This is a genomic window from Paenibacillus piscarius (assembly GCF_022234545.1).
Classification (GTDB): domain Bacteria; phylum Bacillota; class Bacilli; order Paenibacillales; family Paenibacillaceae; genus Paenibacillus_AQ; species Paenibacillus_AQ piscarius.
The window spans coordinates 97,511-119,259 of the sequence record NZ_JAIEUI010000003.1 but is presented as its reverse complement, the minus strand read 5'-3'; the positions used below and the strand labels follow the sequence as shown (position 1 = coordinate 119,259).

The 21,749-nt window shown below is 52.6% G+C and carries 12 protein-coding genes; 3 read left to right on the top strand and 9 right to left on the bottom strand.

Annotation, left to right across the window (positions count from 1 at the left end; translation table 11 throughout):
- Nucleotides 1-113: 113 nt before the first annotated feature.
- Both K1558_RS06535 and K1558_RS32980 read right to left on the bottom strand, forming a co-directional pair.
- A complete protein-coding gene (locus K1558_RS06535) occupies nt 114-3,170 on the bottom strand; it encodes an S-layer homology domain-containing protein (RefSeq protein ID WP_238650592.1) in 3,057 nt (1,018 codons plus the stop codon).
- Between the two features lie 139 nt (nt 3,171-3,309).
- Nucleotides 3,310-4,209: a GNAT family N-acetyltransferase gene (locus tag K1558_RS32980; protein ID WP_238650591.1), complete on the bottom strand. Its 900-nt coding sequence runs from the start codon at nt 4,207-4,209 to the stop codon at nt 3,310-3,312.
- Nucleotides 4,210-4,392: 183 nt separating this feature from the next.
- Here K1558_RS32980 and K1558_RS06525 point away from each other — a divergent pair, with 183 nt between their 5' ends.
- Nucleotides 4,393-4,776, top strand: a complete 384-nt coding sequence (locus K1558_RS06525; protein WP_238650590.1) for a hypothetical protein — start codon at nt 4,393-4,395, stop codon at nt 4,774-4,776.
- Nucleotides 4,777-4,840: 64 nt separating this feature from the next.
- Here K1558_RS06525 and K1558_RS06520 read toward each other — a convergent pair whose 3' ends face one another.
- From K1558_RS06520 to K1558_RS06510, 3 genes are all read right to left on the bottom strand, one after another.
- On the bottom strand, nt 4,841-6,127 hold the full coding sequence (locus tag K1558_RS06520) for a LysM peptidoglycan-binding domain-containing protein (RefSeq protein WP_238650589.1): 1,287 nt from the start codon (nt 6,125-6,127) through the stop codon (nt 4,841-4,843).
- 212 nt (nt 6,128-6,339) lie between these two features.
- The gene (locus K1558_RS06515) at nt 6,340-9,126 is read right to left on the bottom strand and encodes a glycoside hydrolase family 3 C-terminal domain-containing protein (RefSeq protein ID WP_238650588.1); all 2,787 of its coding nucleotides are present in this window, start codon (nt 9,124-9,126) and stop codon (nt 6,340-6,342) included.
- Nucleotides 9,127-9,424: 298 nt separating this feature from the next.
- Nucleotides 9,425-9,613, bottom strand: coding sequence for a hypothetical protein (locus tag K1558_RS06510; protein WP_238650587.1), 189 nt, complete (start codon nt 9,611-9,613; stop codon nt 9,425-9,427).
- 194 nt (nt 9,614-9,807) lie between these two features.
- On the opposite strand from K1558_RS06510, the gene K1558_RS06505 reads away from it, so the two are divergent.
- Both K1558_RS06505 and K1558_RS06500 read left to right on the top strand, forming a co-directional pair.
- Entirely contained in the window at nt 9,808-11,118 is a 1,311-nt protein-coding gene (locus K1558_RS06505; RefSeq protein WP_238650586.1) for a putative DNA modification/repair radical SAM protein, read from the top strand.
- The gene (locus K1558_RS06500) at nt 11,118-11,993 is read left to right on the top strand and encodes a TIGR03915 family putative DNA repair protein (RefSeq protein WP_238650585.1); all 876 of its coding nucleotides are present in this window, start codon (nt 11,118-11,120) and stop codon (nt 11,991-11,993) included. Before K1558_RS06505 ends, K1558_RS06500 begins: the two co-directional genes overlap by 1 nt.
- Nucleotides 11,994-12,031: 38 nt before the next feature.
- Here K1558_RS06500 and K1558_RS06495 read toward each other — a convergent pair whose 3' ends face one another.
- From K1558_RS06495 to K1558_RS06480, 4 genes are all read right to left on the bottom strand, one after another.
- Nucleotides 12,032-14,416 carry a phosphoketolase family protein gene (locus K1558_RS06495; protein ID WP_238650584.1) on the bottom strand — a complete coding sequence of 795 codons (2,385 nt, stop codon included), beginning with the start codon at nt 14,414-14,416 and terminating at the stop codon, nt 12,032-12,034.
- A gap of 273 nt (nt 14,417-14,689) precedes the next feature.
- Nucleotides 14,690-15,412 carry a GntR family transcriptional regulator gene (locus K1558_RS06490; protein ID WP_238650583.1) on the bottom strand — a complete coding sequence of 241 codons (723 nt, stop codon included), beginning with the start codon at nt 15,410-15,412 and terminating at the stop codon, nt 14,690-14,692.
- A 93-nt stretch (nt 15,413-15,505) separates the two neighbouring features.
- A complete protein-coding gene (locus K1558_RS06485) occupies nt 15,506-16,648 on the bottom strand; it encodes a response regulator (RefSeq protein ID WP_238650582.1) in 1,143 nt (380 codons plus the stop codon).
- A 112-nt stretch (nt 16,649-16,760) separates the two neighbouring features.
- Complete coding sequence (locus tag K1558_RS06480; protein WP_238650581.1) at nt 16,761-21,320, bottom strand: S-layer homology domain-containing protein; 4,560 nt, start codon at nt 21,318-21,320, stop codon at nt 16,761-16,763.
- Nucleotides 21,321-21,749 lie beyond the last annotated feature (429 nt).

Sequence of the window (21,749 nt, the reverse complement as noted above, 5' to 3'; positions counted from 1 at the left end):
TGATTGTAGCAGAGGCCTAGAGTGCAGATATGATTTGAGTTGCAGTGTGTTAACGGTCTATTAAAAAGGACACCCGCAGGTGTCCTTTTTAAGCTTTTACTATGCTCGCTTCACTATTCGGTCTCTTTGGTTCGGTCTATCACTGTGAAGAAGAAAGGTTCACTCTCTTTCTTTAGTGTGCCAACAACCGTCACTTGATATTGCATATTAGGAGTAAGTTTAACTTCGATAACTTCATAGGAAGCCCGCTCACCGGCCATATAAAACACTCTGATTACCTCACCATCTTTAGTCTTAAGATAAACAAGCGATTCCCCTGATAGACCAGGGACATATACTTCTATCTTCGTATTATCACCATAAACCACACCAACGACTGTAGGTGTCGGAGTAACTGGTTTGCTGGCTACTACGACCTCAAAAGGCTTGCTAGGGAGTTTCTCGTATCCCTTAGCGGTTACATATAGAGTTTCTCCGGCAATAAGTTGCGAATTAAGATACATCCAAAAATTTTTAGAGGATGGACCAAAATTCTTTGACAGCCCCAAAATAGTTCCGTCTGCACGTCTGACAATGATGTCCGAGTCTCCATCAGATGTGCCATAGATTTCCCTATCATATTCATAAACAACTTTCGTAACGACCGGTTGCGCTGTTACAGCCGTAGGTGCCAGAACAGTAATGTAAGCAGGCTCGCTCTTTCTTTTATCTCTCGCCTGAGCATAGACCTTCAGCTTCTCACCAGCATGGAAAAGCGGGGAATTAGAATTACCAAGGTAGATATCAAACCTGCTATTATAGCTAGTAGCTATCCCAATTATTGTCCCATCTTCCCTGGTTAATGTTATATCAGCAGAAGATTCTTCTGTGGTGCCACTGATCCTATTGGTATCGTCATACACCACGCTAGTCACTACCGGCGCCTTAGTCTGCGGTCGTTCGACTACCTTCACCTCAAACCGCTGGCTGGACCAGCCGCGATCCGTGTACACGGTCACAAATAATTTATCATTAGCCTTCAGGTGTAGGCCTGGGTTCAATTCAAATAGATTAATATCAAAATACGTTCTGTATTTTTCGGCAGGACTGTTCAACTGCTCCCCGTTCTCAAGCTCAATTTTAACACTGAAGGAATCATAAACATTCATAATCCTTCCGCTGATATAAGGGTTATCCGTATAAGTAACTTGTTCAATTTGAATTTCAGGAGGCTTCTCTATAATCTTGATATCGGGCAGAACCAGATCCTTGCCTGCTTCAACTGTATATTCTGTATAATATCTATATCCGTTGAAGCTCGTGTTTAAAACATAAGTACCAGGCACCACATTCTCAAAAGAAAATTCTCCGCTTTTTCCAACGATAGCCGTATAATTCCCCCATATCGTCTTCGTTCCCGTTAAGAAGACAGGTAAATTATAAGCAGGAGCCAGCTTATTCTCCGTATAAGGCTGAATAAACAAACGCCCCGTTACACTTACATTAGCCTTAGGCACAGCAATCGCTTCAGATAACACAGGGCTTCCACCCTTATAAGACACGGAGTATACTGCCAGCTGCTCAGCCTCACTATTCGCTATCGAAGGAATTGTAAGTTGAACTGTTGCTTTATTGTCAAGCAGCGTAACCAAAGTCGCCTCAACCTTATGAAACTCACCATGATTGACCTGTTCAAGAATTGTGAAATCAGCAGCATCCGGTATGGTGTCCAGATTTCGGTTGAATTGAACTTCAACCACGCCATTGGCCGCAGTAATTCCGGTTACAGATAGCGCCGGTACAGGAGTCGACCCGTTCCCGCCGCCTGTACCCGGATCAGGAGAGCCGCCGCCACTACCGCCGCCAGGGCTAGGGTTAGACGAACCTCCCCCGCCTCCGGATGAAGGTGTAGCAGGTGTTTGTTCTTTTGGCAGCTTAGGGTCCGGTACGCCTTCCGACAGTATAATACCTTTGACTTGGCCCTCGCCGGAGATTGTCAGCTTACTCTTCATATCCAGTTGTTCAATCACGACATTCTTGTTGAAATTCAGGGTAGGAATGACCAGATTCTCTTGGATCAGCAGGTTAGCTATGCTGCCTGAGCGGACACTAAGCTCTTTAAGGCTGCTTCCAACAGTTACATCCTTGAAGTCTCCGGCAAGCACCACCGTCCGCTCTGACGATGCTCCAGGAAGCACGTTCACATTCACAAAACCATCGCCGGAAAGATCCTTCTCCTCCACAATCGCACTGGATAGAATTTGAATGTCCTTCACAACGCTTGTACCCTCGGCAACAACCCGCACCGTGCGATTCAGCCGATTCACAGATACCGTGTTTAGTTTGCTGTTCCGGATATGGACACTGTTACTGCCCCCGCCCTGGATGCGGGTTACACCGTCCACTTGAACCTGTTCAAGGAAGGCATCCCCATCGCCCACCTCTTTAGCAATGACCAGATCACCCCGGATATGCATATTGCGGAGCGTGACATCGGAAGCTGTAATTCTGACATTATGGTGTACAGTACTAACTGCATCCTTGCCAAAAGCACCCGCCTGATCATAAACCACTGTACTCAGACCCAGCGCCTTCTTGATAACCACCACAGCTTCAGCACGGGTCATATTACGCTGGGGCTGGAAGGCTCCACCGGAATTCTTGCTCATAATCCCCTGGTCCAAGATATACCCTACGGCAGGCTTGCTCCAGGCCGGGATAAGATTCGAGTCCTGCGCAGAGACTGCAGCAGTTGCCTCTGTACTGTCAAAGCCTAATATTCTGGAGATGATTACAGCCGTCTCCTGTCTCGTAATTTGCTTGTCGGGACGGAAGGTATGATCGCTGAATCCGCTGATGTATCCTTGAGCGATCGCTTTCTGTACTTCTATGTACGCGTAATTCTCAGGTTTCAGATCCTTGAAGCTGACAGCCTTGATATCCGAGTACTTAAAGGCCCGGTTCACGAGTGCGACGAACTCACCTCTGGTTACTTCAGCCCCCGGCCGGAAGGTATGATCGGGATAACCGGTAACGATTCCCTGATCCAGCCATTCCTGAATGTCGGATTCCGCCCAATGCCCTTTGATGTCTGACACCGGCTCTGCACTTGCGTAACTGCGGGCAAATGGTACTAGAACAATTAAAATTACTATGAAGCAGGCATTTCTTAAAAAACGATGGATAGCCAAGAGATTAGGTCACTCCCCAATAGATTTAGCACCAGGACTTAAGTCATGCTTTTACACACATTAATCCAGCACTTTAGGATTATTCTACACAGTTGCCAATTTACCTTTTTTTCTCTGTAAAAATTTTCACGACATTCCATTACTGTGCCTGAGACACCCGATCCATTCCCCCGCCAATCACAATATGCTTCATGATACGCCCCCTGCTGAACCCGTTCTTGCCGTAAAAGCGGATGGCCGCTTCGTTCTCCTCACTGACGTCCAGTTCAATCCGTGTATAACCCTGCGCTCCGTATATGGCCGCGAGTTGCCGGATCAGGTGCTTCCCCGTCCCCCGGTCTCTCGCTTCTGGGCGGATGCATATGTATTCCAGATGAAGGACATGGGTCCGTTCATTTCTGCGGACAATCAGGTAACCTATGAATGAGTCATCATCAAGCACGGCACAGACATCATAGTCACTGTCCCCGCTGTTCTCTATTTCCTCCCTGATCTCCTCACTGGTAAGGATGGCACCCGGAAACTGGCGGTCATGCAGCTCCATGATCTGCCTGGTCCACCTTGATTCAGGCTCTGTTGCCTGAAGAATGGGCGGTCCCCCGGGACAGCTGGTCTCCGCTATTACTGCTATATCCAATGAATAATGGTGATGCGCCCTCACCTTCTCAATAAGATACCGGCTGACATATTCATATAGCGGCTGGTTAGCGCTGCTGATGAAGAAGTGAACATACCGGATGCTTGAGGCTTGGACGGCCTCTTCCAGGTCATGGAACAGCCGCCGGAGCTTCTCCTCAGGATGGGCGGAATAATAGGGTCCCCAGACTTCAATATCCTGCTGGCCTCCACCAACATCATAGATATCCAGGATCATCGCGCCGGTGATTTCTTCTCCTTCATATAACACATGGCTGGTCTCCGCCAGTCCGTCACTGAGGTCATGCATAATATCCTCCAGCGTACTGCCCGCATACCCGCAGTGCTGGCTTCCTGCATTGCAGGCCGCGATAAATCGCGCCAGCTTCTCAATTTTTTGCACTATAATCCCCCTCCTCTTCTATAATAATGGAATATTATCTCACTCTCCCCTTAATATTACGTCAATCATATATAAAAAACAGCCCGCTCCATCCAACAAATTCCCCTAAAACTCCATACCTGCACAAGCCGTCTGCCGGGTTCTGAGTAAGATATATAGTAAAAATGGTGAGGTGAAGGTAAAATGGCACAGCAAGCAAAGCTCCGCAAGCAGGCACAGCGGCTGAAAGGTCAGCCGGTCTGCATCACGCTGCATAACGGGCGTTCTTATGTAGGGTGGATCACAGACCTGAATCAGGAGGCCGTGATCCTGTCCAGACCAAGCACGCGTCCGGGCCCTAAGTCTAAAGGAAGAAGACCCTCCAAGGCTGCACACAAGGCCAATGTCTCCAGCTTCATGCCCTTATTAGGTTCGCTCATGGGCGGAGCAGGGGGAGCTGGCGGACTGGGACGGCTGATGGGGATGTTCGGCATGGTACAGAAGGCGATGCCGGTCATGAAGATGGGCTACAATATGATTAAGTCGATCCGGCCCTTCCTGGGCGGCCTTAAGGGCTTAATGGGCTAACCGAGCCCTCCGCGTAATATAGAAAAGGCTGTGCTTCCCGTTTAGGAGGCGCAGCCTTTTTTTATCATTTTTTGACCACCTTGAAGTTATCCTGAAGCAGCAGCCAATTCTGCGGAAAAGGCAGGCCCAGCTTCCAGTAGCTGATTCCGCGCAGGTCCAGCTCCTTGATGAGGTCGAACTTGGCCTGGATGGAGCGGGCGTCCTCAAACCACACCTTGTGCTGCTTGCCCGCGTCATCGGTGTAATTGAAATGCGGTGCCTGGGCTCTATAGTCATACAGAATCGCTGCGTTACGGTTCCTCGCCAGGTCGATGGCCGCCTGCGGACTAAGCGCTTTGGCATACTGGCCGCCCGCGACAAAAGGCAGCGTCCAGTCGTACCCGTACAAATTCTGCCCCATCATAATCTTGCGTGAAGGCATCTCGCTTGCTGCATACGTCAGCACCTGGCGTACCGGTCCAATGGGTGAGACGGGCATCGGCGGCCCGCCGCTGTAGCCCCATTCATAGGTCATAATAATCACGAAGTCCGCTACCTGACCATGGACCTTATAGTCATGTGCCGTATACCAGGCCCCTGTCTGCGATGCGCTGGTCTTCGGGGCGAGGGCGGTAGACAGCAGGAAGCCTTCCTTGTGAATAATCTCTGCCGCTTTGCGCAGAAAAGCGTTGTAAGCTTCCCGGTCCTCCGGCCGCAGGAACTCCATGTCGAAGTGAATGTCCCGGAAGTTCAGCCGCTTCGCCTCCGAGATGATATTCTTCAGCAGCCGGTCCTGGACCTCCTGGTCATTCAGAATAATACGCCCCAGCTCCGAGCTGAACTGGGCATTCTCCAGGTTCGTTACGACCATCATCAGCGTCACCTGATGCTGCGCGGCAATGGAGGCGAGATCATCCAGCGGCGGGGCCTGCAGCGAGCCGTCCCGCTGGATGCGGAAGCTGAACGGGGCGAGGTACGTAAGATCCGGAGCAGCGTCTGCCGCAGCCTTCTGCAGCGGCTGGGAGAACGTCTCACCTCTGGGCTCCACATAAGCGTTCACCTCAGCCTCCCGCCTTGGGGCAGGGGGGATATACAGGCGGAGTCCCGTCTGCAGCGGCTGGGTCAGGACCAGACCGTTCACATCCGCTAGGGTGCTGGCCTTCAGACTGAACCTTTTGGCAATACTATACAAGCTGTCGCCCGGCTGGACCCAGTAATAATGCCCGGCAATCGGGATGACCAGCGCCTGCCCGGAGACCAGCCGCTCCGGCGCAGACAGCTTATTCGCCTCCTCTATCGCATCCGTGCTCACGCCATAGGCCTGCGCAATTCCATACAGCGTCTGCCCCGGCTGCACTACATGTATCTGCATCCTTGTACACACTCCTTCATCGTAGCCGTTATACCTTATTTTATTCGGCGGTATTCGGGGTATGCGGATTAGGGCGGAAACCGTGTAGTATGCTCATGCAGCACGTGGTGCGCTTAGCCAAGGCAAAAAGGCACCCTGAGGGTGCCTAATCTGCTCAATCGATTCAATCTGCCTGTTTGCTGTTGCTATGAATCATTCTTCCGCTGAGGCTTTTACACCCGCTTGAATTCAATCCATTCAATCTGCAGTCCCGGCTTGACGAAGTCCAGCTTCATCTCATACCGTCCGGCTTCCAGCTCAATCTTCACGAGCCGTTGTCTGATCCATTTGCCGTTCGTCCCATGCGTCTGAATAGTCGTCACGGCTTGTCCGTTCAGCGTCATGTTGCAGGCGCTCTGGGCCAGCTCCGGCTCGGTGGACATCATGCTGACAATCATGCGGTACGGGCCGGCTTCGCTCACCTCGATATAGGTCGGACCGGACACCACAGGGATCACCTGCGCGTTCTCGCTCAGCACCTGGACCTGCTCAGCCGCAAGGCCCGGATCTGCCTTGAAGATTTCTACCTTCTCCAGACTCTCGTGCTTTCTGGAGAATACCGGCGCCTTCATAATGAATTCGCAGATATTAATAGCCGAACGCTGAAGCTCGCCCCGGGTGAGGGTTCCGTTCTCCAGAGAAGCGATGGTATTGTCTTCGTAGGCGTTGATCTCTGCACCATAGTTGCTGACCACCATGTACAGGTCATTCTGCGCCCGGACCATCCAGTTCGTGAACTTCCGGTCGGCCGGACCGCCGTTCACCACATCATTCATCAGCGCCCACCAGTCGGTCATTACAATCCCTTGGAAGCCCCATTCGCCGCGAAGCAGCGTGGTGTTCAGATCATAATTGGAAGCAGCCCAGTGGCCGTTCACCGGATTGTAAGAGGTCATGACACAGTTCGCACCGCCCTGCTTCACGGCGATCTCGAAGCCCTTCAGGTAGATCTCACGCAGCGCACGCTCAGATACGACAGCATCAACCTTGCTGCGGTGCTTCTCCTGGTTGTTGCAGGCGTAATGCTTCAGGGTGGCATTCGAGCCGCCCTTCATAATTCCGCGTGTACAAGCAGCCGCGAAGATCCCCGAGATCAGCGGGTCCTCCGAGAAGTATTCAAAGTTCCGTCCGTTCAGCGGGCTGCGGCGGATGTTGAGACCCGGCCCGAGCAGCGCATCTACCTGATTACGCAGCAATTCCTGGCCTTCCAGCACATACAGCTCTTCTACCAGCTCTTCGTTCCAGGTCGCAGCCAGCAGCGTACCGATGGATACCTGAGTCGCCTTCTCTCCGCTGTCCATACGGATACCGGACGGGCCGTCTGCGGTTGCCGCCACCGGAATGCCGTAGTTGAACAGGCTGTCGCTCACTCCGCCGAACGCTGAAGCTGTGCCTGGAGTGACCAGCGGGCTGCTCATTCCTTCGCCGCGTACAATCGCCGCCAGATCCTCGTCGCTGAGCTGGGCAATGAAGGCCTCCATGCTGACCTTACCCTCATGTACATCCCTCAGGATATATCCCTGGTTGCCGGTCTGCTCGATCACCGGCGGCAGGTTGTTCTCAATCCGTGCGGCCAGATCGACCTTGCGGGTTGGCACCTCAGAAGAGGTCAGCTCGTAGGAGCCGTCTTCCTTACGGGCACCCGGCTTCATCCGCATGAAGCTCTCGGTAGGCGCCATGGCCTCCTGCAGCTGTTCTACTACCTGAAGCTCCTCGAGCACATAACCCTCTTGTCCATCCACCCGGACTGGCGATACAGACTTCACACTGGTACCGGCATAGAAATGGTAGGTTCCAGCTTCCAGCACATAGGCCGATGGATGACCGGTCACGCCGGCATCATCATAGGAAGCTATGGCGTGCAGCGGGAAGCTGACCGTCAGCCGCTGGGACTCGCCGGGCTGAAGCAGCCCGGTCTTCGCGAAGCCGGCCAGTGCCTTGGCCGGTTGGCCCAGCTGTCCTTGCGGAGCTTCAACATACACCTGCACAACTTCTTTACCGGCATAGGTTGTCCCTGTATTAGTTACCGTTACGCCGATCTCAATCTGCTTCACGCCTTCCTGCTCCACCAGCTTCGCTTCTTCGGTCTCCAGCTTGAAGGTAGTGTAGGAGATGCCATAGCCGAATTCATATTGAACCTTCTCCGGACAGAACGTCTCGAAATAACGGTAGCCGACATAGATGTCTTCCTCGTACAGGTTCTTGAACTCATTGCCGTAGTTCTTCGTAGAAGGGTAATCCTCAATGGAATAAGCAATCGTATCGGTCAGTTTGCCGCTTGGCGTCACTTCTCCGGCCAGGACATCGGCAATCGCGTTACCGCCCTCCATCCCGCCATGCCACGAATAGATGACCGCAGAGATCGGGTGCACATAAGCAGCGTCATCCACCCAGCTCATATCAATAATATTAGACACATTCAGCACAACAACCGTCTGTTCAAAATGAGCCGTAACCTGCTTCAGCATCGCTTTCTCATCTTCAGTAAGCCGGTAGCTTCCCGGTGTATCGGCATTATCCTGGTCTTCGCCGGCCGTCCGTCCAATGACCACGACAGCCTTGTCCGACTGGCTTCTGGCCTGCTTCACCAGTTCATCCGTAAGCGGCATTTCCTTCTGGTTCCACGGCTCACCGGCCCATACCTTCCCGCCATCGTCGAACGGGTTATGGACAATCCACTCCTCATAGGCGGCGGCCAGCGTTTCGTTAACGCTGATGTTCTTTTTGCTGCGCAGGCCATCCAGCAGGTTCGTCGTATAAGCCACATGGACGCTCCCGCCTGATCCGGTGCCGCTGCGGTAGTAATTCACCTGTATTCTGCCAAAAACAGCTATGCTGTCGCCATTCCCCAGCGGAAGCACCTGTCCCTCATTCTTCAGCAGCACCGCACCTTCTGCGGCTACCTTCCGGCTGAATTCTGCAAAACCCTCTAAGGGCACTCCAATCTTCTGTGTACTCAAGTGGTTTCCTCCTATTTGTAAATTCCGGGCTGAGTGCTGCTTATTCTATCGATTGCGGTTCCCCTGCGGGATACACATTATCTTGAACTTAGAGCCTGTATCTATACAGCACATCCTTCTAAGAATAAAAGCTCCGGCCTTAATATTCAAGCACCGCGTGCCGGAATGCCGGCGGAAGTCCGCCTGTATGATCAGGAACCGCTTGTATATAATAAAAAGACACCTGTGCGGGCGTCTTTCAAGCCTGTTCCTATGCAATCCGCTTCGCCGGTTGATCCGGCCGGATCCTCTCTATGCGCTATCTGCGGCGGCCCTTCATCATGCGGTTATACATAATCAGAGCGGCAACGACCATGCCCAGCACAGCTACACTGCCTGCGGTATCCGGCGACATGCCGAACATCAGGCAGACACTGTTAACCAGCGTTCTTGTCAGCAGCGCAACCGCAATCAGCATAATGGGCCGCCAGATATTATATCCTCTCACTTCAGCAACACTCCTAACCCGATTTTCAGTAACGGTATGATTCCTTGAATGCTAAGAACCATCACGTCCTATTATAGCACAAGAAGGAATGCGCATACATTTTCGCGGGACGGGGCACCCGATATTGCTTTTGACAGGAACACTTGTTCTGGTTATAATGCTCATATAGAAGGGAGATGGAGCCCGTGGATGTCATGGAGAAATTAGAGATTCTAACCGCCTCGGCCAAATACGATGTAGCCTGCACCTCAAGCGGTTCCAGCCGCCCAGGCCAGAGCGGGGCGCTCGGCAACACCACCGCCATGGGAATCTGCCACAGCTTCGCCGCGGACGGACGCTGCATTTCACTGCTTAAGGTGCTGATGACCAATGGCTGCATCTACGATTGTGCCTATTGTATTAACCGCAAATCCAACCCCGTCCGGCGGGCTGCCTTCACCCCTGAGGAGATCGCGGATATCACCATGCAGTTCTACCGCCGCAATTATATAGAAGGATTATTCCTTAGCTCTGGTATTATGCGGAACCCGGATTATACCACCGAGCAGCTGATCACCGCGCTGGAGCTGCTGCGGAATGTGTACCGGTTCAACGGTTATATTCATGTCAAAGCCATCCCCGGCGCAGACGACGCCCTCCTGTCACGTCTGGGCCTGCTCGCTGACCGGATGAGCGTCAACATCGAGCTGCCCTCGCAGGAGAGTCTCGGACGGCTCGCCCCGGACAAGAGCAAGGTGTCCATCCTGAAGCCGATGGGACTGATCACCAACCGGATCAAGGAGAACCGCTCCGATATCGTCAAGTATAATCACGCCCCCCGCTTCGCGCCTGCCGGCCAGAGCACCCAGATGATCGTAGGCGCCTCACCCGATACGGACTACCAGATTCTCAATCTGACCGAAGGCCTGTACCGCAAATACTCACTTAAGCGCGTCTTCTTCTCGGCCTATACCCCGGTGGTGGAGGATTCCCTGCTGCCCTCTCTTGATACGAAGCCTCCGCTGCTGCGGGAGCACCGGCTCTACCAGGCCGATTGGCTGCTGCGCTTCTACGGCTTCAAAGCGAATGAGCTGCTGGATGAGGCCGTACCGAACTTCAACCCGCTGCTGGATCCGAAATGCAGCTGGGCCGTCAACCACCGCGAACAGTTCCCTGTAGAGATCAACCGCGCCCCTTATGAGATGCTGCTGCGCGTGCCCGGGATCGGTGTCAGAAGCGCACAGCGGATCGTTAAGGCCAGACGGGCCGGAGCGCTCGACTTCCACGCGCTGAAGAAGCTCGGCGTTGTGCTGAAGCGTGCCCAGTTCTTCATCACCTGCAAGGATAAGCCGCTGGAGGGGCTGAAGGTCAGCGAGCATACCCTGCTCCGCTCACTCATGTCCGGCGAGCAGCTCGCGCTCCAGCAGCCGAAGGTGGAGCAGCTCACACTGTTCGATGACTTCAACCTCTCGGCCTTGCCCGCAGCCGGAGACTGGGATGGCGTCAAGAAGGGGGCGAAGGCCTGATGTTCAAGCCGTCCGCCCTTGCATATACCTATGACGGAACCTTCGAGGGTCTGCTGTGCTGTGTGTTCGAGAGCTACGCCTGGAAGGAGACGCCGTTAACGATTCATTCTGCAGATGCAGAGCAGGGGCTGCTGCTGGAGGCCAAATGGATTGAGACCGACAAGGACAAGGCAGCACGGGTACTGAAATCCCTGCCGCTGCGGATCAGCCGCGAAGCTGAGGAGCTGGTGCGGATGGGCTTCTGGAGCTGCGCCCCCGAGAAGGAAATGCTGATGCTGAACTTCCTGTATCTCGGCTTCAAGCATGGCCGCAAGGTGATGAATATGCTGGCGGATGACACCGTTAACACACTGATGAAGGCTGTCCAGCAACTCCGGCATGAAGCGCATCTGTATACGGGCTTCGTCCGCTTCTCCGTATATGGTCCGGTCATGGCCGCCGTAATTGAGCCGCAGGGTTATGTGCTTCCTGTGATTCAAGAGCATTTCTGCGACCGGTTCCAGGGGGAGAGCTTCATGATCTACGACCAGACCCACGGGGCAGCGCTGATTCATGAGCCCGGACGGGAGGCCATCGTGCCGTTGAGCGGGTGGACGCCGCCAGAGCCGGATGAGGCAGAGGAAGCATACCGCCGCTTATGGACCGGCTTCTACCATGCTATCGGCATCAAGGAGCGCAATAACGACCGGCTGCGTTCCTCGAAGATGCCGAAGCGCTACTGGAAGCACATGGTGGAGATGAACGGCAGGGGTGGTGTCCCCTCCCTCACTGCCGTGCAGCGGAAGCCGCCGCTAAGTACCGCACCATCCAAGCAACAACTACACAAAGAGAGCGCCCCGCAGCCATTGCCTGACCCCGGAGCGCTCCCTGATTGAAGCCTGCTATATTATTGAGATAACACTATATATGAAGCTTAGTTCAGAGCCTTCCATACCCAGCTCTCAACCTCTGGAAGGTCGATGCCTTCTTCGCGGATGTACGCGTGGTGCTTCTGCACCATAGCATCCATCTCGTCAGCGATAGCCTGATATTTGCTTGCTTCCGGCAGGCTCAGCACTGCTTCCTTCGTGAGATCGAAGCGGTCCATCTGGTTCAGTACACGCATATCGAACGGTGTAGTGATATCGCCATTCTCGCGGTAGCCGTGCACATGCAGGTTGTGGTTGTGGCGGTCGAAGAACAGGTCTTTGATCAGGCCTTCATAGCCGTGGAAGGCGAAGATGACCGGTTTGTCTTTTGTGAAAAATTGATCAAACTCTTCGTCAGACAAGCCGCGCGGATCGAGCTTCTGGCTTCTCAGCTTCAGCAGATCTACCACGTTAATATAACGGATCTTCAGCTCAGGCAGCTTCTCATGCAGAATCGAGATGGCAGCCAGGGCTTCCATGGTAGGTTCAGTACCGGAGGAAGCGATGACGAGATCCGGCTCTCCGCCCTTATCGGTGCTGGCCCAGTCAATGATCTTGAGGCCTTTGTCCACCAGCTCCTGCGCTTCGTCTGCCGAGAACCACTGCGGACGCGGATGCTTGGAGGATACGATCAGGTTGATCTTCTGGCGGTCATTCAGGATCTTGTCGAACACAGCCAGCAGGCTGTTCGCATCGGACGGCAGATACTCACGAATGAATTCAGGCTTCTTGTCAGCCAGATGGCCGAGCAGACCCGGATCCTGGTGGGTATAGCCGTTATGGTCCTGCTGGAATACGGTCGAGGTAGCGATCACGTTCAGGGAAGGAATGTCCTCTCTCCAGTTCTGGTCTGTCGCCTTGCGCAGCCATTTGAAGTGCTGAGTGATCATAGAATCGACCACGCGCAGGAATGCTTCATAGCTGGCGAAGAATCCGTGGCGGCCAGTCAATACATACCCTTCCAGAATGCCTTCCGCCTGATGCTCCGACAACTGCGAGTCAATGACACGGCCGTATGGAGCCAGGAATTCATCCTGCGGTTCCTGAATGGCATCCATCCATTGGCGCTTCGTTACTTCAAACACTGGTCCCAGACGGTTAGACATGGTCTCATCCGGTCCGAAGATTCTGAAATTGCGGTTCTCTTCGTTGAGCGTAACCACTTCCTTCAGATATTTGCCCAGCACCGCCATATCCTGCGCAATTACTTGGCCTGGAGCGGAATTATCGAGTGTATAGTTACGGAAATTCGGCTTGTGCAGGTCTTTGATCAGCTTGCCGGCATTGGTGACCGGGTTCATCCCCATACGTCTGTCGCCGGTTGGCAGAATTTCAGCCAGATCCGCGTTCAGGCGGCCGTTCTCATCAAATAGCTCCTCCGGTCTGTAGCTGTTCATCCATTCGAGCAGCGCCGGAGCATGCTTCATATTCTTCTGGTCTACCGGAATCGGCACCTGGTGGGCACGGAAGGAGCCTTCGTTCGGTACGCCATCCCAGGATTTCGGACCCGTCCAGCCCTTCGGGGAGCGGAAGACCAGCATCGGCCATACCGGACGGGTAGCATCGTTATTCTCACGGGCATTCTTCTGGATGGCGGCAATCCGCTCTACGATTGTATCCAGCACCTTCGCCATTTCCGGGTGCATCAGCTCGGGGTTCTCGCCTTCAACGAAGAAAGCTTCCCAGCCGTTGCCGGCAAAATAGGCGGTCAGTTCTTCTCTGCTCATCCGGGAGAGGATGGTCGGGTTGCTGATCTTGAAGCCGTTCAAGTGCAGAATCGGCAATACAGCACCATCTGTAATCGGGTTGATGAACCGGTTGGACAGCCAGGAAGCAGCCAGCGGGCCGGTCTCCGCTTCGCCGTCACCTACAACGACTGCAGAGATCAGGTCCGGGTTATCCAGAATCGATCCTACGCTGTGCGACAGGGAGTATCCCAGCTCGCCGCCTTCGTGAATCGATCCGGGAGTTTCAGGAGCAGCATGGGAGGCAACACCGCCAGGGAAAGAGAACTGCTTGAACAGCTTTTTCAGACCAGGGATGTCTTGGGTGATCTGCGGATAGATTTCCGTGTAGCTTCCGTCCAGATAAGAGTTCGACACCATCACCTGACCGCCATGTCCCGGACCTTCGATATAGAACATGTTGAGATCATATTTAGTGATTACACGGTTCAGGTGCGCATAGATAAAGTTCTGCCCAGGGATGGTGCCCCAGTGTCCGATCGGCTTCACTTTGATGTCTGCATCCTTCAGCGGTTCTCTTAACAACGGATTATCCTTCAAATAAAGCTGGCCTACGGAGATGTAGTTGGTTGCACGCCAGTAAGCGTCAAGCTTTGCCAGATACGTTTTGGAGGAATAATCCACCCGTTCGATTGTTAATCCCATGTGTTTCCACTCCCTAATTTTTTCTTTGTAAATTGAATGTATCACTTCTACAGTTACATCATACATCGGCATTTCAGAAATTCAATCTTTTTAGAAATTAATACGGTCCAATATTGTGAAATTTTGAACATAGTATGAAATTCTCTGCAAATCACGCACAAAAAGATGTTTATTTTTATAATTATGGATTTATTTGTTATTCCTAAAAAATAAAAAAGACCGGAACTCCTCCCGGCCTGCTATACGTCAGTTATGCTGTTTACACCGTCCCCGTTAATGCACAGATACGAACGTGTTGAACTTCAGATATTGGTAGTGGAACCGCATATGCGAGAATTCGAACGGGGTCCCGTTATCCAGGAAGAAGATCCCCTCCATAATTCCCACGGGTTCATTCTCCTTGAGATGGAGCAGCTCCTGATCTTCAGGCAGTGAAGGCTCGGCAAAAATAGACAGAAATGACTTGGTGACCGCCTGATTGCGCGACTCCTCCAGATAATGAAAAATTGACCCCTCGATAATCGTCTGGTCGAGATTTTGTACGATTTTGATCGGAATGTATCCGGTCTCAATCATAAAAGGCGCGCTGTCGAACAGACGGAGACGCACGATCTTATACACGAAATCATGAGGCTGCAGGAACAAATCGCGCTTGATCTCCTCCGTTGGCCGGATGACCTCGAAGCTGAGCACCTTGATCTCCGGCTTCTGGCCGTGCATCTGGAAGTTGTCCGATACCCCCAGATTGGAGCCCTCGTAATTGAAGATCGAGTCATTCTTTATGTATAACGGATTGATGAAGGTGCCGGAGCCGCGTTTCTTGAAAATGATGCCTGAGCTCTCCATCTTCATCAGCGCGCGCTTGATCGTACTGCGGCTGACCTGATACGCCTCGCTGAGACTGCGCTCATCCGGCAGCTTCATATCGGCGTACTGCCCGGCAAAGATCTTCGTTTTGAGGTCAGCAATAATTTGCTTGTAGACAAATTGGGTCATGGGGTTCTCCTTCGCCGGAACTTTGCAGAACGAAATATTCAAGATTAAATATATCATAATTTAGATAGGGCAAAAAGGATGAATCCCAAGGACTCACCCTTTTTGACGCTTGTTATCCCAATCCTTATACCATTTGACTATTTCCCGGCTTGGCTTCTCCGCAACCTCTGCTTCCATGGCCGTTTCCAGCATAAGATATTGTCTTTGCACGAGAAAATGAAAGCCCATTCTATCCGATATTTGCATGTACAGTAATTGCGCCTGCTCCTCCAGCGGATAACGGGTGCAGACCTGCTCGACATGCTTGAAGGCCTGCTCCACCTCTCCGTTCTCCATATACCAATGGACCAGATTCAGTTTCAGCCGGATCCAGTGCAGCTGAAATCTCTGCCGCTCCAGCTCAGCCCATACGTAATCGTACCCCTCCAGGTATTCGCTCTTGAACAGCTTCAGAATTCGTTCATACTCAGGCAGCGTCTCTTCCGTCAGCTCGATTCCCGCCTGGATGAAATAATCGAACTCATCGGCATCCAGATAGATCCCTTCCAGTCTCAGCAGATAACCGTCGGCGGTATTCTGCAGCAGCATCCGTTCCCGGCTGAACGGCTCCAGTATTTTGCGGATATGATAGACAGCAGTATACAGCTGCGGGTAGGCCCGGCTCAGATCGAATTCCGGCCACAGCAGTTCTATCAGGGTTGCTTTGCTGACTACCTTGCCGCGGTGATGCAGCAGATACAAGAAAATCTCCTGCGCCTTGGACGTTCTCCACTGAAGCGGTGCAAGCTCCTGCGCGCCTGCATAGATCCGGAAGGCATCGAACATCAGAATGCTCCAGCTTTCGGGCTGCGCCGCTCTGGTGGCTGGCAGTTCCGGTCTAAGACGGGTCTCCAGCCGGCGGGCCGTAAGTCTAAGACGGTCTAATTGAACCGGCTTGAGCACATAATCCAGAGCGTTCAGCTCGAACGCCTTAATGGCATATTGATCATAAGCCGTTACAAACACCACCTGCAAATAGGGCTTCCGCTCCAGCAGAATCCCAGCCAGCTCAATCCCGCTCAGCTCAGGAATGTGGATATCAAGAAACACGATATCCGCATCGGCCTCCTCTACCTTTTGCAGTCCCTGCAGCGGGTCTGTATATTTGCCAATAATCTCAAAAACACCAAGCTTACGCAGCTGATGCTCCAAATAGGTCAGCGCCAGCGCTTCATCGTCAATCAGGATTGCTCTCATTCGGATCTCCTTCATTACGGGCAGATCAATGCAATGTCAGGTTAATTATACTTCAAATTTAATGATTTCGGGGGCTGAAGGAGAAGAATTCTCTCCGGCAGCCCCCATTTTTTTATTCTGAAACTTTCTGTTCTCTCTGGTCAGCATCTATCTGGTAGTGATGATCAATCACAGCCTCCTGGATGTCCAGGTAAGCCCAATGATTCTTGGAGACATCCGGGAACTTCACCGCATCGGCTCCATAGAGCGGACCGCGGTCAAACATCTGATTGACGATTACTACCGCTTCCGCACGGGTCAGATAAGCATTCGGCTTGAAGCTGCCATCCGGGTAGCCCTTCAGCAGGCCCGCCTTCACATTCGCTTCAATAACACCCTGTGCCCAATGTCCGGTTGTATCATTGAAGCTGGATTGACCGTCTGCCGGCACTGCAAGCTTCAGATAATTGGCAGCAGCAGCCGCCATCTCTGCTCTAGTAATCGGCGCAGAGCCGCGGAATTGTCCGGCCGGATCCCCCTTCATTACGCCTTGTGCACTCACGAAGGCAATAGCTCCCGCTGCATAATGACGGACAGCCACATCCGGGAAGGGAGGATTGCTTACAGCCGCACTTGCATCATAGCCCAGATTCCGGGCAATCATGAGTGCCATCTGCGAGCGCGTTACCCGTTCGTCCGGCTTGAATTCACCATCCGGGAAGCCGATGATATAAGCTTCATGCGCAGCAGCCTGATTATTGAAGTTGATAATGGTAAAAGTACTGAATTTGCTTACCGAGAATTCCAGTCCGAGCAGTCCCTCTTTGTAGGTAACTGCCTTGCCTTTGACCACTTCTTTCTGGCCATCGGTATGCTCAATGAAAATACCAAGCTGGGCCAGGAATCTGTTGCGCTCTGCTTCACCCGCAGGCAGCTTCACATCCTTAAGCGGCAGGATCAGTGTTACCGCCCGGCTGGACAGATTCGTCTCGATGGTCATCGGTCTGGCGACCACCTCAATCTTGTTGTCCTTCGCCACTTCACGGACAACGGCCTCAAGCGTAGCTCTCTTCTCGATTTCGCTGCGCTCCACTGCATTTCTCACCGGCACCAGCCGGAAATAGAAGTCCTGCGTGATTCCCTCCAGAGATTCATTCGGAATACGTACAATCGCATTCTCCGTATAAATCTCCAGCACAATTCCGTTTTCTTTCAGCAATTTGGCGGTTTCTGCCGGAACCTGGACGTTGACCTCACTGACGTTGTCGGCCGCATCCGGGATCACCACACGGGCGACGCTCTGTCCGGTCTCCTTCGCCTTCTTCACCGCTTCTTCGGCCTTATCCTTGGTGAAGCGGACCAGATCGGTGATTGTGCCATTGCTTTGCGTTGTGCGCTGTACCGGCACTTTGGTGATGCCGGCCGCATTCGCTCCGCCGATGGCGACATCCACCTGAATCACTTCAGTTTTGGAGGTATCAGGAGCTGCTGGAGCCGGTGCGGAACCTCCGCCTCCGCCGCCTGATGGAGCAGGCTCTTGTCTGGTAATAGTCACGGTGTAGGTGTTCGTTCCGCCTGCGGAATCCTTGACGGTCACTACAACCTCATTCTTCCCTACCTTCAGCGGGAGCGCTGTGCTCCAGTCGCCGCTCTTCACCTGTACCGGAGCTTCACCTGCAATGCTGAGCGTTACTTCAGCCCCCGGGTCCAGCGTAAACGGCTTAAGGGAAATCTCATACACACTGTTGCTTACAGTTGCTTCATACTTGTCTGTTTCAGGCTTGAACTCCGGCTGTAGGGTGCCGCTGGAAGGCGTAAGCGAAACCAGCTTCCCGCTGGCGCGGATAACCTGAATCTGGTATTGTCCCAGCTTAATGCCCGGGTTCTTCGCATCTACAATATCCACCTGGATCGTATTCAGCCCTTCCTGAAGCGGCAGCTTACTCCAGTCACCGTCAGGTACCTCTACCCCATTCAGGCTTACCTTGCGCAATGTATCGTTATCTCCTGCCGGAGCAAGATTCAGGGCGATGGAATCCGTCTCATTAGGTACGGTTGCCAGATAGCCGCTTGGTACATCCGGCTGGAAGCCTGGACTTAAGGATACCGGCTTATCCCCGGCACTCAATCCCAGACCGTTCTCCGGCAGCTTGCCGCCGTCTGCGATATATTTGCCGTCTCCGCCGAGATCAATCCCCGGCTGCAATCCCGTAAGCGGGTTATGCTTATTGCCATTCTCGGTCACACTTCCCAGCTTCGGATCATAGGTTAGCAGACCGCCCTTATGATCTGAAGGAATGGGAACAATCAATTCATTACCGTTGATTTCAAAAGGCTCCTTAAGCGGCACGCCGCCATAAGTGAACCCGGACAGATCAGTCAAGTCGTTAATTGGCTTATTGAACACCAGCTTGAGCTGCCCTTCTTCGGGATAAGCAGCAACGAGCTGAAGCGGAATCACATTGTTATTCTTCGTAATGCCTGACTGGTCGCCTGCCTGAATCGGCTTCAATTCGTTCAGGACATTGCCTTCAGCCGTAACATTACCGGCAGCAGGGTCATACCCTACAACCAATGCATCATCTGGACCAAGCGCTTCCTCCAGAACGACCTCTACTTTATCGCCCTGCACCGACTTCACAGCAATTACTTTCCGTCCATCGACGGTCAGTCCGGTGAAATCAGCATCGGTCAACGCAGAGCCAACAGGCTGGTTGAATGTCAACACCGCGTGATCCGGCTGGCCTTCGTTTACCGCCACATGGGTCAATTCCAGCTGCGGCACAGTGAACGGCACCAGCTTCGTTTCTTTTCTTACTTCATCGCCGAATGTCTTGGTAGAAGTCACCGCCACATGGTAGGAGCCCGGTGCCAGTGGTCCCGGCAGCTTGGTGTCCCACTTATAGACATCATCAGTTACCGTAATGCCTACTTCAAGATCGAACAGATAGGCATTGGGATGAACGTCCACTTTATAGACGGCAGCCGTAACTACTGAGTCCAGCGCAGCTTGTCCGGTTACCGGGAGCGGGAAGTCTGCCCCGTATACCTCAGTATCCTTGGCAGGTGTTTCAATCTGCAAGGAATCCCCGAATGGTCCGTTCGCGATCAGCGTAAAGTCCGCAACCGGCTCTTTTCCCGGCGTCTGAGCTTCGATTACCGATTGCGCGGCATCGTATTCGATTCGAACTACAGGGTCATTGGACAATGGACTGTCCAAGGTTAGAATAATGACACTTGGATCCTGGGCTGATACTACAGCGTTCGTAACATCAACCAGTCTGCCGTCCAGCGTCACCCGGAAATCATCCGTAGGGTCAGTTTCGCCCTCTTTGAACTGGACAGGCTTGTCGAACTTGATGGACACCTGATGGTTGCTTCCCTCGGTGTAGCTGGCGCTGTCAGCCACAGGCGGCTGCTTCACCAGTCCGGCAATGGCATCCGCCAGACCCTTGCGGGCGGCTTCAATCTCTTCAGGGGAAGCATGGTCATCTTCAAGGACAGCCTTAGCTGCATCTGATGCATCCTTGAGAACCGCCAGAGAAGCCTTCGTATATTCCTGCGGCTCAAGATTAAGATAGCCCTCTGCTGTATTGTTGTCCTGCTTCAGCGGGGTTTTGTCCACTAGAGTAATGGTTGTACTGATGCTGGTGTCGGCATCGTCAGGCATGCCGCCGTATTCTACGAGGTAGGCATCTACTTTGTTATCAATCGGGTAATCGTTCCATTTCCCGCTCGCAAAAATATGCACTACGTGCTCATAGGTAGAGTCATTCGGTTCTCCTGCATCCCAGTTATTGTGCATAATATGGCCGCTACCGAGGCCATACGTGGTATCCGTCACCGTGGCGGAATCATTTCTGCCTCCGCTAGCATTGTAACCTTTGTAGAAAGGAAGGCCGGATTTGCCCTCGTACTGCAGCATGCCTTCCGGTCCGGTCACCCAGCGCCAATCGCCGTAACCGTTATATTTGTTGTTCTGCAAGGTGAAAACACGTGTATTGGCCCTTCCGTTCGTCTCGGAACGAGCTACGTCCTTACCGCCAATCCAACCAATTCCTTGAGCCTTCTCCGCAATAAAAGCGTTCTCATCCGGGTCGGTAATCGTCGCCAGATATCCTTGGCGTCCATAGTAGGTCCGCAGCTCGGCCTTCGCCCGGGCATCCGGCCACTTAACACTTGCATCCGTCACATATTCATAGAAATGGCCATTCTTATTAAAAGCGAGTACAGGTCCGAGACCGAAGGTCAGGCTGCGTTCACCCGGAGTGGTCATCGTAAATTTGGCAGTCTCCAATATCTGCTGGTAGACTTCAACTGACGCATTGCCTGTCAGGATGTAAGCTCCGCTACCCCCGCTGGAGGCAACTGTAACTCCGGTACCGGATGTGGCGAAGGTCATCTGGTCCCCGGTTTTATATCCGTTGATAACAACCGTAGCCCCTGCCATCATTTCACCCGCTTCTGCGGTGATAAAGAGCTCCGGGAAGGTTAAGCTTACAGCTGCATTGCCATCCTTAGTGAAGTTCCGGTACTCTTTCGAAGTGAAAATTTCTTCCGAACCATCATTCTCCGCTACAGCTGCATGAGCCACTGGCCCGGGCAGCGCAAAATTGACGGCGACCAGCGCAGCTGACAAAGAAGCAGCCAGAGTGCGGGACCATCTTTTTTTCCATTTCTTTGATATTGTCATCTTTTTGTGTTCTCCTCATCTAAAGGGACTTTTATGGGGTCAACCGACACTTCCTATGGTTCATAGACCACTTGCCTTTAACCTGTATTTTCCCCCTCTCCTATGCAGGCGTTCACCAAATCGTGCGAAACACCTACAGACAGATTGTGCATAATAATCTCTTAGTTTCTAATAGTATCCGACACGCCTCTACAGTAACTCTACAATTCTCCTTTTTTCGACATAAATTCTTTCAAAACTCAACTTTTTTAATGACAAAAATCATAGACATTCTCAAAAGCGAATCCTTTAACTTCCTTGACACTCTGCAATATCAGCCGCTGTCTCTCCTGCTTACTGAAAAAATTCTGCTATTTATTTTTTTCTCAAATATAGGCTATATTGTCAGCCCCGGGCTGTCTTATAATGGAAGCAGGCGGGACTCTTTCA